This window comes from Acinetobacter sp. T63 (genome assembly GCF_053852345.1).
Map to the genome: position 1 here is coordinate 142493 of NZ_CM132659.1, position 14578 is coordinate 157070.

Here is a 14578-nt window from a genome sequence, read left to right on the forward strand (position 1 = left end):
ATGGGCATGAAAACACTGTATATCAGCCTGCTGGCTGCCGGAACCTTGCTGCTGGGTGCCTGTGCCACGACGGTTAAACCGACCTATGTCTCGCCTACACATTATCAGGCGCTGAACTGTCAGCAGCTGCAAAGCGAATATAACCGGATTCAGTCCTATATTGATCAGGGCGTACAGGCGCCTAAACGGACCGGCGTTGGTGTGGGGGTGGGTCTTGGCGGAGGCTGGGGCAGTCGTGGCGGCTGGGGCATTGGCCCAAGTGTTTCGGTCAATATGGGACAATCATCGAATACCAAAAATACTGAACTGGCACGGGTGCTGGGCGAGCAGGAAGCCATTGTGCAGGCGGCGCGTTTTAAAGGCTGTCCAATTGTTGTACGCACCAAGCAGGCCAGTTAAGGCTTCGCATTTTTCACGCTAGGCTGGCAGTTTATGTGAGTCACGGCGTGAAAAATCTTAGCAAAATGTTTCAGAAAAAATTATTAAAAATCTTAAATTTAAATAAAAATAAAGGCTTTTTTATCTGTCCAAATATCCTCCCAGTCGTGAGAAAAACTTGTCAGTTTTTATCAAATTAATATAAGGTGTGCGCCTAATTTCAGGTAATTTCAGGTGTCTATGATTGAAAGTTGGCTGTTTGTGCTGGCAATGATTGCGGTTCTGCTTATTCCGGGACCAACCAATGCTTTGCTTGCAAGTTCAGCACATCAACATGGAATTGCCAGAACCAGTTTATTTGTGCCTGCCGAGCTGCTTGGCTATTTATATGCCATCAGTTTGTGGGCGCTGCTGATTCATCTGACCGTCCCAATCTGGCCGTATTTAAGCCATATTCTGCATGGCTTGAGCGCACTATATGTGCTGTGGACGGCTTTTCATTTGTGGAAGCATGCGCATCTGGTCAAGCATAACCAGCTCAACCCGTCTATCCGCCCGCATCAGCTGTTTTTTGCCACCTTAAAAAATCCCAAGGCACTACTTTTTGCTGCCGGGATTTTACCGACTGAAACCTGGGATAATCCGACCAATTTCTTGATGGTCTATGCAGTGTTCTGTTTGGTGCTGTTGCCGACCGCAATGTTCTGGATGTCTTTTGGTCGCGCGATTTTGTCGGGAGAATCCAAGCAAATAAAAGCCGATCTCTTGTATAAAGGATCGGCCATGTTGCTGGTGCTGTGTGCTTTTCCGGTTATTCTGCGCTTTTTTGCTTAAGCGCGGACCTGCTTTTTCAGCTTCTGGCGGGCAAAACCAATCACCCCCGGCAAGACACTTAAAATAATGATGCCAAAAATCAGATAGGTAAAATTCTCTTTCACAATTGGCATGTTACCAAACAGATAACCTAGGGTAATAAATGAGCCAATCCAGCAGAAAGCGCCCACTACGTTATAGGTCAGAAAGTATTTATAGTTCATGCTCCCGGCACCGGCAACAAAAGGGGCAAAGGTGCGGGCAAAAGGCACAAAACGGGCAAAAATAATAGTTTTACCGCCATGCTTGGCAAAGAATTGCTGGGTGGCAATTAGGTGTTTTTTATTAATAAAGCGTGATTCAATTTCAAATACCCGTGGCCCAATATATTTACCAATATGATAGTTCAGGGTATCGCCGAGGACAGCGGCAATAAACAGTAAGCCGCCCAATAACCACGGATCCATGGCACCGGTCGAGGCTGCTAAAGCACCGGCTGCAAATAACAGGCTGTCTCCCGGTAAAAAGGGCATCACCACCAGACCGGTTTCAACAAAAATAATCAGAAACAGGATGGCATAAATCCAGACCCCATAATTGGTAATGAACTCAAGTAAATGCGCATCAACATGCAGGATAAAATCAATCAGTTCCATGAGGGAAAAACAAGCAGAAATGTAGTCAAATCCTATCAGTCCGGTTGGTGAAAGTCAGTAGAAAAACGTAAATAAATTTCCGCTGTCATCATTCTAAATTTGCAACGATACATCTTTGAAATGGTGATTTTTTGATATTCGGCCAGTCCCTAAGATAGCAGCATCTTTTTACTGATCTGCTGTAGGTTCTCTCATGTTTAATCCAAATACTGTAGTTGCCAAAATCTTTCAAACCCCTGCTTTGAACAACCTGTCGCTGCTACTGGCGCGTGTCTTGTTGGCTTATATTTTTATTGTGTCGGGCTGGGGCAAAATTGCCGGCTATAGCGCAACGGTGGGCTATATGGAAGCGATGGGGGTGCCGGGTGGCCTGTTACCGCTGGTGATTCTGCTGGAGCTGGGTGGTGGTCTGGCAATTTTACTGGGTCTGCAAACCCGTCTGGTGGCATTGGCACTGGCAGTATTCAGTTTGCTGACTGCATTTATGTTCCATGGCGCACCGGAAGATGCGGTTAACCTGATGAAGAACCTGGCGATTTCAGGTGGTTTCCTGCTATTGGTGCTGCAAGGTGCAGGTAAACTGAGTCTGGATCATCTGATTGAAAAATAAGATGTGATGCAGGGAAATAATGTCCCGTCATTCAGTACAGGCAGCTCCGGCTGCCTTATTTTTTGCCTAAATAGATAATAAAGAAGAGGGTCGGGAACATCTGCCGGTAGCGGCCTGATTCGGAGATCCACACAGACTGATCTGAATCTTGTGTTTAATGCGCAGAAAAAATGCTAGAATACGGCGCTTATATTCGTTTGCCTCTCATAGTTGTTTGTCATGACTACCAATACTCAAATTACTGAAGATCGTATCCTGATTCTGGATTTCGGTTCTCAATATAGTCAGCTCATCGCACGTCGTGTTCGTGAAGCTGGCGTATATTCTGAAATGTATGCCTATGACATGTCTGAAGAAGACATTCGTGCATTTAATCCAAACGGTATCGTCTTGTCGGGTGGACCTGAAAGCGTTCACCAGGAAGGCAGCCCGCGTGCACCACAAGTGGTGTTTGAACTGGGTGTGCCGGTATTGGGCATTTGTTATGGCCTGCAAACCATGTGCGAACAGCTTGGCGGTAAAGTTGAGCCAGGTACTGTCCATGAGTTTGGCTATGCAGAAGTAGACATCGTGGTGCGTGACCAGCTGATTGGTAACCTGCAAGACCGTGAAAACCAGCTGCATGTCTGGATGAGCCACGGCGATAAAGTTGCCCGTATTCCGGAAGGTTTCCAGGTGACAGCGCAAACTCCAAGCTGCCCAATTGCCATGGTATCTGACGAAACACGTCGTTTCTACGGCATCCAGTTCCACCCGGAAGTAACGCACACTTCTAAAGGTGCGGAATTACTGTCGAACTTCGTACACCAGATTTGTGGCTGTCGCGGTCTGTGGACACCAGAGCACATTATCGACCTGCGTGTAGAACAGCTACGTGAACAGATTGGCGATGAAAAAGTACTGCTGGGTCTGTCAGGCGGTGTGGATTCTTCTGTGGTTGCTGCATTGCTGCATAAAGCAATTGGCGATCAGTTGACCTGTGTATTCGTAGACAACGGTTTGCTGCGTTTAAACGAAGGCGACCAGGTTATGCAAATGTTTGCTGACAACATGGGGATCCGCGTGATTCGCGCCGATGCGGAAGATCGTTTCCTGTCTGCACTGGCAGGGGTCACTGATCCTGAAGCGAAACGTAAGATTATTGGTCGTGAATTTATTGAAGTGTTTGCTGAAGAAGCACGTAAATTAGATGGTGTGAAATTCCTGGCACAAGGTACGATTTATCCAGACGTGATTGAATCTGCCGCCAGCAAACAGGGCAAGGCGCATGTAATTAAATCACACCACAACGTGGGTGGTTTACCGGATGATTTGGCTTTTGAACTGGTTGAACCGTTACGTGACCTGTTTAAAGATGAAGTACGTAAACTGGGCACCACTTTAGGTCTGCCACACAGCATGATTTACCGTCATCCATTCCCGGGTCCAGGTTTGGGCGTGCGTATTCTGGGTGAAGTGAAAAAAGAATATGCCGACATTTTACGTCTGGCTGATGACATCTTTATGCAGGAACTGCGTGCCAGCGGCTGGTATGACAAAACTGCACAAGCCTTTGCTGTATTCCAGCCAGTGAAATCTGTTGGGGTGGTGGGTGATGGCCGTCGTTATGCCTGGGTTGTTGCCCTGCGTGCCGTTGAAACAGTTGACTTTATGACAGCACGTTTCGCGCACCTGCCATATGATCTGGTAGATCGTATTTCAACTCGTATCATGAACGAGATTAAAGACGTTTCACGTGTGGTATATGACGTATCGTCTAAACCACCTGCAACAATTGAATGGGAGTAATTCAGGGCTTTCGGACAGTACTGCTGTCCGCCTGAACTACGCCAAGGGCTGTGCCCGCGGCAGTGGGGTTTCAAGCAGCACTGCTGCTTGCCAGTTTTACGCCATGAGCCCATTTTAAAGCACCGCTTTTAAAATGGGCACAAGGTGCGCGGCAGTTTAGAAGCCCAAAATTATTTAAAAAAGAGCGCTTAGGCGCTCTTTTTTTGTTTAATATATATCAAAATAGTTAATTAAAACGATGATATGTATACCCATTACGATTTAATGAAACCCTTAATTAAAGTCATGCAGATTTATAAAAATGAAATCAGTAATGAAGAAGCCCTATTTTTAATTTCAAAAGAATTGAAATTAACCGAAGCTGATAAACAATTAAAAATGCAAAATGGGAAGAATTTAATTAAATATCGTTTTCAGTGGGCGAAAACTTATCTTAAGAAAGCCGGTTTATTAGAGTATACATCTCCTAGTAACTTTACTTTGACTCCACTAGGGCTAAATTTTGATTTGACTAAAATTGAAAAGTTTTCTAGTAAAACTCTTTCTGAATTTGATAGTTTTAAGGAGTTTAGAAGTCCAACTCCATTATTAATAAATTCTACTGTTGAGGTAGAGCAAGATGAGGATTTACCAGAAGAGATTATTGATAAGAACTCAAAATTATTAAATGAATCATTAAAAAGTGATTTATTAGCTCTGGTTAAAAATAGATCCTCTGTATTTTTTGAACGACTTGTTGTCGATCTTCTTGTCGCTATGGGGTATGGCGGTTCACATCAAGATGCAGCGCAAGCAATTGGAAAAACGAATGATGGTGGAATTGATGGTGTAATCAGCGAAGATCGCTTAGGTCTGGATAAAATTTATATTCAAGCAAAACGCTGGGAAAATACCGTGGGGCGTCCTGATATTCAGCAGTTTAAAGGCGCTTTGGCAGATCAGGTCGCCAAGAAGGGTGTTTTCATTACAACTTCAAGTTTTAGTAAAGAGGCAATTGAGTCTGCGAAGAAATCAGGTATTGTTTTAATTGATGGCAATAAGCTGACCTCCTTGATGATTGAATTTGGTTTAGGGGTACAGATAGAACGGAGTTTCCATATCTATAAAATCGACCAAGACCGTTTTGATGAAGATAATTTCTAATTCATTTTGCAGAGCGCCTCGGCGCTCTTTTTGCATTTAAACCACCCAGGAAATATTGGACGGGCAGGCCGGTTTTTTCGGTTCACTCATGCCAATATCATAGTGCAGCACACAATTACGCCCATGCTGTTTGGCCGCATATAAGGCAATATCAGCTTCTTTAATTAATGTGGTTAAATCGGGCTGCTCGGCTTTAAGTTCAGATACCCCAATCGAAACGGTAAAATTCAGGCTGATATTCTGGCCAATATAAATCCGGTGCTGAGCAATTTTGGTTCTTAAACGTTCGGCAATCAGCAGTGCATCCTGCAGACTGGTTTCGGTGAGTAAAGCAGTAAATTCCTCGCCACCAAAACGTGCCAGAATATCCTTGCGCCGCATTTCCTTACGGGCAATATCGGCAATGGTCTGCAGCACCTGATCGCCGACATCATGACCATGGGTGTCATTAATCTGCTTGAAATAATCGACATCAAACATCAGCAGGCAGGTCGAAGCATGCTGCGGCCATTCATGTACCTTATGCTCGGCAATATGCACAAACTGGCGGCGGTTGCTGAGCTGGGTCAGCTCGTCGGTATGCGCCAACTCTTGCAGAATATGGAAATTCCAGTCATTTAGCATGGTTCTGAGAAAATTACGCCGTGCATTCAGGGTATTGGTCCAGCTGATATATAAACTGAACAGCCAGATTGGCAGATAGACCAGCGCAAAAATGATGGTTTCAATGGCACTGGTTAAGTTAGATACGCCTAAAAACACCACGGTACTGATTAAAAACGAGGTATATAGCGCCGGCTTAAAGCGCACCTGAATACACAAATTGGCCAGCACCACAAAAATGACCGAGGCATAGATATAGATATCGATATAGGGGCTGTTCGACAAGGACATCAGATAAAACCACAGGCCGGCACAAACCAGCGTGCCGACCGGTAAAATCTGGTCATGGATCCGGATATCTTTCACATATTTGAACAGGAAATAATTAATGCTGATGGCCAGTACAATCACGATGACTCTGGCGATACCGGAGAGCAGACTGACATCGGGCAGTACAAAATAATCGGCGAAAAAGTACAGTAAAAATGCCAGCTGGCCAATGTGATTGACCTGTTGTAAATACAGCTTCTGGTGAATGGTCTGGAATTTATAAAAATAGTCTTCAAACTGGGGCGGAATACGGGCAGCCGGATCTTGCAGGGCCTGTTCCAGGGCCTGACGACTTTCCAGGTCGCACTCTGACGCTTGTAAAATATGTCGATCCGAATCATCGGGTGCAAGATCTGTTGAATTCGTCGACATTCTAATCCGATTTCCCATCTTCATAGAATTGCCCCAAGTCTTTAATAAAATCAAAGTAATAGTATAGCTTTGACGATTAAAAAAAGACCTCCCTAAATATGGGTAATTTGCTGAAAAAAAGCCTCAAAACGGCAGGAAAAGAGAGGAAATTGTGCGCTGGTGCTCACATGAATCCTTACAACAAAAAGCGATTTTTTGATTGTTCTGCCAGGAGAATGCTGCATATTAACTGAACTATAGCAAACTCATGCAGCATCCGCGTATAAGATAAACAACAAGATGAGCGACATGGAACATCGCCAGAGTTAGGATACAACTATGACCAATGCCAACTATACCGAACTGTCCCATTCAGACGATTGTGAAAAATATATCCAGCAGTTTATTCAGGAAGTGCCGCTGCGCCGTGCAGAAATCGGGCAGGGCACCGTCATTAAACGCGCCTTGCCCAGCCGTCATAAACGCATGATTGGTGCCTGGTGCTTTTTAGACCATGCCGGTCCGGTCAGCTTTCCGCAGGGTGACGGGCTAGATGTCGGACCACATCCGCATATTGGCCTGCAAACCTTTACCTGGATGATTGAAGGCACCCTCATGCATACCGATAGTATCGGCTCCAAACAATTGATCCGGCCGAAACAGGTCAACCTGATGACAGCCGGGCAGGGGATTTCGCATACCGAAGTCGCGCCAGAGCAGGAAACCCACATGCATGCGGCCCAGCTGTGGATTGCCTTGCCGGATGCCAAGCGCAATATGCCATCGCGTTTTGACCATTATCCTGAATTACCGGTGGTGTCACGAGATGGGGTTGAATTTACCGTGCTGGTCGGGGAGTTTCTGGAAACCCGCTCGCCGGTTGAGGTGCATAGCCCGTTACTGGCATTGGACTTAACTGCAGCAGAAACGGTACGCACCCGGCTTCAGCTGAATCCGGCCTTTGAATATGGCTTTATGGCGCTAGAAGGCACGGCGCATATTAACCAGCATGAACTGAACGAAGACAATATGGTGGTGCTGGAGCCGGGTCTGCAGGACATTGAGATTGAACTGCACCAGGGTGCACGCGTACTGTTACTGGGCGGTGAGCCATTTGAATCTGCGATTTTACTATGGTGGAACTTTGTCGGACGTACCCAGGACGAGCTGAGCGAGGCACGTGACCAGTGGGTCAATCAGGACCCGCGTTTTGGCAGCATTCCAGATTATAATGGGCCACGGCTGGAAGCACCGGCCCTGCCAGATAAAATGTGTGCTTCACGTTAAGCAGGCATGATGAATTGAACTTCAGGCCCAAGCGTCGCGATCGATGGGTGGGCCTGATGATGCTGAGTTGCCGCAACCGGTCAAGGTGACCGGTGGTTCTTTATTTCAAGAAAAACAATCAGAGTGTCATTATGATTACTGTGCATCATCTGGAACAGTCGCGTTCCTTTCGTATTTTGTGGGCCTTAGAAGAACTGGGCCAGCCTTATCAGATTGAATTTTATCGCCGTTTACCGAGTTTTGCCGCACCACCCGAGTTAAAACGGGTGCATCCGCTGGGTAAGGCACCAATTTTGACAGATGGTGGGCAGCCGATTGCCGAATCTGCGGTGATTTTAGAGTATTTACAGGAACAGTATGATCCGGCGCAGCAGTTCAAGCCAACACATCCGGCCGATCAGCAGCAGTACCGTTACTGGATGCACTATGCCGAAGGTTCACTGATGCCATTGCTGGTGATGCAGCTGGTGGCCAGTAAAGTGCCGCAGCGCGCACCCTGGCTGATTCGTCCGGTGGCAGCAAAAGTCAGTGAAGGTATCCAGCAGGGTTTTATTCAGCCGCGACTCAAAGATCATATCCAGTTTCTGGAAGATTATCTGGCCACACATGACTATTTTGCCGGCACATTTTCCTTTGCCGATATTCAGATGGCCTTTCCGCTACAGGCCTTGCAAAGCCGTACTGATGGCAAATATCCGCAGATTGAGCGTTATCTGCAGCGACTGGCACAGCGCGAGGGCTATCAGCGGGCATTCGCTCGTGAACAGAAGCTAGAGGCACAGTTGGCCTAAACAAAATTTGAAGCTATAAAAAAAGATGCTTGCGCATCTTTTTTATTATTGGCGTTTCACCACAATCGAATCAATCCCGCTATGTTGCAGGGTTTGCTGAGCAATTAGCGCCGCCTCTGCAGAGGTATATGGCCCCGAAATTACCCGATACCAGGTTTCACCACTTTCTACGGTTTTGACCACATCGGCGGACAGACCATTCAGAATAATTTCAGCTCGACGTGCATCGGCGGCATCCGGATCGGTATAGCTGCGGACCTGCAGAATATAGCTGGCAGGCGCGGCCACGGGCGGTTCAGTTGGCGTGATGCCCGCCGTCGCTTCACTGGCGGCTGCAGGCGCTGCCGGCTCAACAATTGGCGCTTCGACAATCACCACTGCCGTCTGTTCCTGGGTTTCAGGTACGGCCTGCTCCGGAATTGGTGTTACCTGTTGCTGGGGCAGCAGGTCATAGAAGCGGTAATCCTTGTTGGTGTCTTCCTGATAATGTTCAGAAGTGATCTGGCCTTTTGGTGGCACAGGTTCCCACGGCTTCCACAGCATTAAGGCCACTGCGAAACATAACACGACCAGAATCACCACCAGTGTGCCTAACCAGGTCGGAATGAGTGGTTTTTTGGGCTTATTTGGTCGTTCTGATACACCGCGCTGCGTTTTTCCAAACACGAGGGAACCTCTTTATTCTGATTATTGGCTGATTGGCTGGACAGGTGCGTGATGGTACGCCTGCCCAGCAGAAGAATGTCTTGGTTTACATGCTTTCAGGTGCAGAAACACCTAATAATTCTAAACCATTGCGCAAGGTTTGTTGTACGTTTACTGAAAGCAATAAGCGGGCTTGAGTAAGCGCAGCATCATCATTGAGCACTTTGTGTTCATTATACCAGCCGTGGAATAAAGCTGCTAATTCTTTCAAGTAGTTACCCACCTGATGGGGTTCGCAGGCATTGGCAGCACGGGTCACAATTTCAGGATAGGCCGCCAGCTTGGCCAGAATTTCAGTTTCAGCCTCCAGTTCCAGCTTGGCCGCAAACTGACGCGCGTCAAGCGCATTAAAATTCACGCCTGTGCTGGCTGCTTTTTCCAGCATGCGGCAGATACGGGCATGCGCATACTGGATGTAATACACCGCATTGTCTTTGCTTTGTGAGACTGCTAAATCCAGGTCAAAGTCGATGTGCTGTTCAGATTTACGCATGACATAGTAGAAGCGCGCTGCATCGTTACCCACTTCTTTACGCAGGTCACGCAAGGTCACGAACTGGCCAGAACGGGAAGACATCTGTACCATCTCGCCGCCGCGCCATAAGCTCACAAACTGCACCAGTAAAACGGTTAGTTTTTTCGAGTCATAACCCATCGCATCAATAGCGGCTTTCACCCGGGAGATATAACCGTGGTGGTCAGAGCCCCAGATATCAATCAGGTCGGTATAGCCACGTTGTAATTTATTCAGGTGATATGCAATGTCTGAAGCGAAATAAGTGGTTTGACCATTACGGCGTTTGACCACGCGGTCTTTTTCATCGCCAAACTCAGTCGATTTAAACCAGATGTTGCCCTCTTGCTCATACAGATAACCACGCTGATCCAGTGTTTGCAGCGCTTCATCAATTTTTTCAGTTAAAGAGGCTTCGCTAAACCACTGGTTAAAGGTTACGCCAAATTCACCGAGGTCATCTTTAATGTCATCCAGAATGGCTTTTAAAGCCGCCTGATGGAATACGCGATAGCCTTCGCCAATTAAAGTTTGTGAATTGAAAATCAGACCATCAATGTGTTTTTCTTTGTCGCCAGACAGGACCACCTTGTTGCCTTCTGCATCCGGTTCAGCTGCATACTGCACATCTTCCGGTACATCTTTATAGACATCGGCCACTGGACGTACATAAGCATCACCATCCTGGTCGATAATGCTTTGCGCGATTTCTTTAACGTAATCACCCTGATAGGCATTTTTTGGGAACACCAGCTCCTGACCGGTCAGTTCCAGGTAACGTAAGTAAGTTGATGTTGCCAGAATATCCATCTGACGGCCGGCATCGTTCACATAGTATTCACGATCTACAGTCGCGCCAGTGGCTTCGAGCAGGTTGGCAACGGTCATGCCATAAGCGGCACCGCGACCATGACCCACGTGCAGGCTGGACGTCGGGTTGGCAGAAACGAATTCAACCTGAATGCGTTTGCCCGCGTTGACCTTGGTGCGACCAAACTGGTCTTGCTGTGCCTGGATTTGATCAAGAATGGCAAAACGCTGGTCGGCATTTAAGAAGAAGTTGATAAAACCCGGACCGGCAATTTCTGCTTTGCTGATATCTGCCACTTCTGGCAATGCAGCCAGAATTTTTTCGGCCAGATCACGCGGCTTCATGCCCGCAGCTTTAGAGGCAATCATGGCGATATTTGAGGCAAAGTCACCGTGGCTTCGGTCTTTGGTTCGCGTCAAATTACTGGTGTTGTTCCAGTCTGCTGGGAGGACACCTTCTGCTTGAAGGGATTGCACTGCATGTTCAAGAGCTGCTTGGATTGCCGTATTCATAATCAGTCGAAAAATAAATGTCGCAGAAAAACAGCAAATATAGCAAATTTCACTGTCTTTAGGTGAACCCATTTGTAGTGAATGAAGATTGTCCGACATTCTGCGCCATCTGTAGCCTGAAAATGCTAACATGGCCATGAAATAACCTGATCAATGACGGATTTGTCCCGCTGTAGGAGCATGCATGCACGCCAAACGTCCTGTAATTATCGCCAATATTCCTAAACTGCCAGCAAAATGGGCGGGCATTATTATGCCGCTGCTGCTGTCTGGCCTGATGAGCGGTATTATTTCAATGGTCAATATGCTGCGTGCGCTGGGCTGGGTCGAAGGGCTGATCACACTGTGGTTCCAGAACTGGATGATTTCCTGGGCCATTGCCTTTCCGGTGGTGCTGGTGGTGTTGCCGCTGGTGCGCCGGTTTACCGCGATGCTGGTGGATATGCCGGGCACACCCAAATAGTATTTAGCCCGATGTGCCAGACTCCTGACAGGACACCGGTTTACTCAGCAGATCGGCATTGCCATTCTGGAAGGTATAAAGCCGGGAGGCATTAAAAATCTTGATCACCTTGGCCTGCGCAATGGCTGCCTGGAAGCGTTTCAATGGCTCATCGGTATGTACATTAAAAGGATTGCCATAATTCTGATTGTCGAGCAGGAACTGGATCTGTCCGGCATTCGGATCATAAGCCTTTAACAATGTCTTGCCTTCGGCACTGCTCAGCGAGAAGGTTGGTCGCTGGCTGCTGATCTTGCAGTGCAGGGCCAGAGTCAGAATCACTCCATCCTGAGCCTTGTTTTTCAGCTGATAGCGTCCCAGCTGTTCATTTTCAATATAGACCCATTGTTGAGTGGGCATGCTGGCAGTAAATTTTTCCAGTTGTTCCAGGGTTTTTTTACTGATATCGACCACGCCATCTTTGTCGATTTCCGGTGCTTTGTCTTTAGCGGAGAATAAACCGGTCACCTGATCGCTGACTTTTTCAGTGGTATTGGAAAGGGTCTGGCAGCCGCCTAAACCCAGCACAGCGGCCAAACCGCCCAGTGCAATCCATGGCTTGATATACATGATTTTTAAATATGTCGTTGTGTTTTGCTCCAGAGCATACCCAAATTGAGGCCAATTGAAAAATCTGCACTGGCTGCATGTAACAGAAAAACAGCGAAAAACTACATCCAGCAGGGGCGGAGATTTGTAAGCTAAACAGGCAGGGGATTGATTTGGGCATAAAAAACCGCATTTTCGGCTTTGGTAAGGCCTTATGTCATGACTGGATGCCGGATTGGACAAATTTATTCAGTACCTAAATTATCCACAAATCATTATCAATTTTCTAAATACCCCATTGTCCTCAAAACGGGCTAAGCTAGCTTATCTCCCAGAGGAACTTTTGCTTTGAGCCTCCTTCTGGATCATCGAATAATGAGATCGGAAATGACATCAGCGAATTCAGCCACCAAAAAACCGCTTTACATCCCTTATGCCGGAAACACGCTTCTGGAGCTGCCTTTGCTTAATAAAGGCGGTGCATTTACAGAAGAGGAACGCCGCCATTTTAATCTCCACGGTTTACTTCCACATGCCATCGAGAGCATTGAAGAACAGAGTCAGCGCTCCTATCAGCAGTATGTGTCGTTTAACGATGCCATCAACAAGCATATTTATTTACGAAATATTCAGGACACCAACGAAACCCTGTTCTATCACTTAATTGAGCATCACTTAAGTGAAATGATGCCGATTATTTATACCCCAACGGTCGGTGAGGCCTGCCAGCGTTTTTCCGATATTTATCGTCGTCATCGTGGCATCTTCCTGGCCTATCCGGACCGCGGCCATATTGATGACATTCTGCAAAATGTGAACAAGAAAAACGTGAAGGTGATTGTAATCACTGATGGCGAGCGCATCTTAGGTCTTGGTGATCAGGGGATTGGCGGGATGGGGATTCCGATTGGCAAATTATCCTTATATACCGCATGTGGTGGGATCAGCCCGGCTTATACCTTGCCAATTACTTTAGATGTAGGTACTAACAACCCGCAACTGCTGGATGATCCAATTTATATGGGCTGGAATCAGCCGCGGATTACCGGCGATGAATACTATGCCTTTGTTGATGAAGTGATTGCCGCGATCCAGCGCCGCTGGCCAAAAGCGCTGATCCAGTTTGAGGATTTCGCTCAGAACAATGCCATGCCGTTGTTAAACAAATATCGTGACCAGATTTGCTGCTTTAATGATGATATTCAGGGCACCGCAGCCGTTTCGGTGGGCAGTTTAATTGCTGCCTCACGTGCCGCTGGTAAACAGCTGAAAGATCAGGTGGTAGCTTTCCTCGGTGCCGGTTCTGCCGGTAGCGGTATTGCCGAGCAGATTATTGCGCAGATGATGTATGAAGGTTTAAGCGATGCTGAAGCGCGTGCGCGGGTATTTATGGTCGACCGTTTTGGCCTGATTACTGAAAACCAGCCGAATCTGCTGGACTTCCAGCGCAAACTGGCGCAGCCGCCTGAACGGGTCGCAGCCTGGGGCAATGCCGATGACATGATTTCACTACTCGATGTAGTCAAACATGCCAAACCAACGGTACTGATTGGCGTATCAGGTCAGCCGGGGCTGTTTACCGAAGAAATTATTCGCACACTAACGGAAAATTGTGAGCGACCAATTGTAATGCCACTGTCGAATCCAACCTCACGGGTTGAGGCGGTGCCGGCTGATATCCTGCAATGGTCTGAAGGCAAGGCCCTCATTGCAACCGGTAGTCCATTTGCACCGGTGAATTATCATGGCAAGATTTATCATATCTCGCAGTGTAATAACTCCTATATTTTCCCGGGCATCGGTTTGGGTGTAGTCGCCTCCGGCGCGACCCGGGTCACGGATAGTATGTTGATGGCGTCGAGTAATGCACTGGCAGACTGTTCGCCGATGCTGCTCGATCCAGCAGCCGATCTGTTACCGGATTTAAATGAAATCCAGAAGGTTTCGAAAATTATTGCTTTTAAGGTGGCTAAAGCGGCGATGCTGGCCGGTGTAGCACCAGTAATCAGTGACGAGTTACTGGCAGAGGCGATTGAGGCGAATTTCTGGAAACCGGAATACCGCAGTTATCGCCGGATTACCTTTTAAAATATAGACAAACACCATAAGGAGCTTCGGCTCCTTTTTTGGGCAGCTGTTGATCGCAACTGGTCGGAAACAGGTGGTTTGTAGGCAAGAAATGAAAGCGGGAGGCTGGATTAAAAAATAAGCATTGTTTAGAATCGGGGCAAATTA

14 protein-coding genes are annotated in these 14578 nt (G+C 47.2%); 9 read left to right on the forward strand and 5 right to left on the reverse strand.

Annotated elements, in window-relative coordinates; genetic code table 11:
• Window positions 1-6 precede the first annotated feature (6 nt).
• Both ACVLR6_RS00655 and ACVLR6_RS00660 read left to right on the forward strand, forming a co-directional pair.
• Entirely contained in the window at window positions 7-399 is a 393-nt protein-coding gene (locus tag ACVLR6_RS00655) for a hypothetical protein (protein WP_005181343.1), read from the forward strand.
• A gap of 219 nt (window positions 400-618) precedes the next feature.
• A complete protein-coding gene (locus tag ACVLR6_RS00660; protein ID WP_168391291.1) occupies window positions 619-1212 on the forward strand; it encodes a LysE family translocator in 594 nt (197 codons plus the stop codon).
• On the opposite strand, the gene ACVLR6_RS00665 is transcribed toward ACVLR6_RS00660, so the two are convergent.
• On the reverse strand, window positions 1209-1847 hold the full coding sequence (locus tag ACVLR6_RS00665) for a DedA family protein (protein WP_005181345.1): 639 nt from the start codon (window positions 1845-1847) through the stop codon (window positions 1209-1211). The genes ACVLR6_RS00660 and ACVLR6_RS00665 overlap by 4 nt on opposite strands.
• A gap of 193 nt (window positions 1848-2040) precedes the next feature.
• Here ACVLR6_RS00665 and ACVLR6_RS00670 point away from each other — a divergent pair, with 193 nt between their 5' ends.
• The 3 genes from ACVLR6_RS00670 to ACVLR6_RS00680 all read left to right on the forward strand — a co-directional run bounded on the left by ACVLR6_RS00670 (window position 2041) and on the right by ACVLR6_RS00680 (window position 5388).
• Entirely contained in the window at window positions 2041-2457 is a 417-nt protein-coding gene (locus ACVLR6_RS00670) for a DoxX family protein (protein WP_016658964.1), read from the forward strand.
• Between the two features lie 219 nt (window positions 2458-2676).
• On the forward strand, window positions 2677-4245 hold the full coding sequence (gene guaA, locus ACVLR6_RS00675; protein WP_455995624.1) for a glutamine-hydrolyzing GMP synthase: 1569 nt from the start codon (window positions 2677-2679) through the stop codon (window positions 4243-4245).
• Between the two features lie 264 nt (window positions 4246-4509).
• Window positions 4510-5388, forward strand: coding sequence for a restriction endonuclease (locus tag ACVLR6_RS00680; RefSeq protein ID WP_410169326.1), 879 nt, complete (start codon window positions 4510-4512; stop codon window positions 5386-5388).
• Between the two features lie 36 nt (window positions 5389-5424).
• On the opposite strand, the gene ACVLR6_RS00685 is transcribed toward ACVLR6_RS00680, so the two are convergent.
• Window positions 5425-6693 (reverse strand): GGDEF domain-containing protein, encoded by a 1269-nt coding sequence (locus tag ACVLR6_RS00685; protein ID WP_016658966.1) that lies wholly within the window; start codon window positions 6691-6693, stop codon window positions 5425-5427.
• Between the two features lie 318 nt (window positions 6694-7011).
• On the opposite strand from ACVLR6_RS00685, the gene ACVLR6_RS00690 reads away from it, so the two are divergent.
• Both ACVLR6_RS00690 and ACVLR6_RS00695 read left to right on the forward strand, forming a co-directional pair.
• Window positions 7012-7959, forward strand: coding sequence for a pirin family protein (locus tag ACVLR6_RS00690; protein ID WP_455995626.1), 948 nt, complete (start codon window positions 7012-7014; stop codon window positions 7957-7959).
• A gap of 131 nt (window positions 7960-8090) precedes the next feature.
• On the forward strand, window positions 8091-8750 hold the full coding sequence (locus ACVLR6_RS00695) for a glutathione S-transferase family protein (RefSeq protein WP_160243630.1): 660 nt from the start codon (window positions 8091-8093) through the stop codon (window positions 8748-8750).
• 45 nt (window positions 8751-8795) lie between these two features.
• Here ACVLR6_RS00695 and ACVLR6_RS00700 read toward each other — a convergent pair whose 3' ends face one another.
• A complete protein-coding gene (locus tag ACVLR6_RS00700) occupies window positions 8796-9416 on the reverse strand; it encodes an SPOR domain-containing protein (protein ID WP_005181359.1) in 621 nt (206 codons plus the stop codon).
• Window positions 9417-9501: 85 nt separating this feature from the next.
• Window positions 9502-11292 carry an arginine--tRNA ligase gene (gene argS, locus ACVLR6_RS00705; RefSeq protein ID WP_127799285.1) on the reverse strand — a complete coding sequence of 597 codons (1791 nt, stop codon included), beginning with the start codon at window positions 11290-11292 and terminating at the stop codon, window positions 9502-9504.
• Between the two features lie 184 nt (window positions 11293-11476).
• Between argS and ACVLR6_RS00710 the strand changes: the two genes are divergently transcribed.
• Window positions 11477-11755 (forward strand): DUF2798 domain-containing protein, encoded by a 279-nt coding sequence (locus ACVLR6_RS00710; protein WP_168369829.1) that lies wholly within the window; start codon window positions 11477-11479, stop codon window positions 11753-11755.
• Between the two features lie 3 nt (window positions 11756-11758).
• Here ACVLR6_RS00710 and ACVLR6_RS00715 read toward each other — a convergent pair whose 3' ends face one another.
• Window positions 11759-12364, reverse strand: a complete 606-nt coding sequence (locus ACVLR6_RS00715; protein WP_455995628.1) for a hypothetical protein — start codon at window positions 12362-12364, stop codon at window positions 11759-11761.
• A 366-nt stretch (window positions 12365-12730) separates the two neighbouring features.
• Between ACVLR6_RS00715 and ACVLR6_RS00720 the strand changes: the two genes are divergently transcribed.
• Entirely contained in the window at window positions 12731-14431 is a 1701-nt protein-coding gene (locus ACVLR6_RS00720; protein WP_016658973.1) for an NAD-dependent malic enzyme, read from the forward strand.
• The last annotated feature ends 147 nt before the right edge of the window (window positions 14432-14578 follow it).

Excerpts from the sequence above, each read along its gene's own strand:
- ACVLR6_RS00680 (WP_410169326.1), top strand. The coding sequence starts at position 4,510 with ATGAAACCCTTAATTAAAGTCATGCAGATTTATAAAAATGAAATCAGT.
- ACVLR6_RS00695 (WP_160243630.1), top strand. The coding sequence starts at position 8,091 with ATGATTACTGTGCATCATCTGGAACAGTCGCGTTCCTTTCGTATTTTG.
- ACVLR6_RS00665 (WP_005181345.1), bottom strand. The coding sequence starts at position 1,847 with ATGGAACTGATTGATTTTATCCTGCATGTTGATGCGCATTTACTTGAG.
- ACVLR6_RS00710 (WP_168369829.1), top strand. The coding sequence starts at position 11,477 with ATGCACGCCAAACGTCCTGTAATTATCGCCAATATTCCTAAACTGCCA.
- ACVLR6_RS00720 (WP_016658973.1), top strand. The coding sequence starts at position 12,731 with ATGACATCAGCGAATTCAGCCACCAAAAAACCGCTTTACATCCCTTAT.
- ACVLR6_RS00670 (WP_016658964.1), top strand. The coding sequence starts at position 2,041 with ATGTTTAATCCAAATACTGTAGTTGCCAAAATCTTTCAAACCCCTGCT.
- ACVLR6_RS00660 (WP_168391291.1), top strand. The coding sequence starts at position 619 with ATGATTGAAAGTTGGCTGTTTGTGCTGGCAATGATTGCGGTTCTGCTT.
- ACVLR6_RS00685 (WP_016658966.1), bottom strand. The coding sequence starts at position 6,693 with ATGTCGACGAATTCAACAGATCTTGCACCCGATGATTCGGATCGACAT.
- ACVLR6_RS00715 (WP_455995628.1), bottom strand. The coding sequence starts at position 12,364 with ATGTATATCAAGCCATGGATTGCACTGGGCGGTTTGGCCGCTGTGCTG.
- argS (WP_127799285.1), bottom strand. The coding sequence starts at position 11,292 with ATGAATACGGCAATCCAAGCAGCTCTTGAACATGCAGTGCAATCCCTT.
- ACVLR6_RS00690 (WP_455995626.1), top strand. The coding sequence starts at position 7,012 with ATGACCAATGCCAACTATACCGAACTGTCCCATTCAGACGATTGTGAA.
- ACVLR6_RS00655 (WP_005181343.1), top strand. The coding sequence starts at position 7 with ATGAAAACACTGTATATCAGCCTGCTGGCTGCCGGAACCTTGCTGCTG.
- guaA (WP_455995624.1), top strand. The coding sequence starts at position 2,677 with ATGACTACCAATACTCAAATTACTGAAGATCGTATCCTGATTCTGGAT.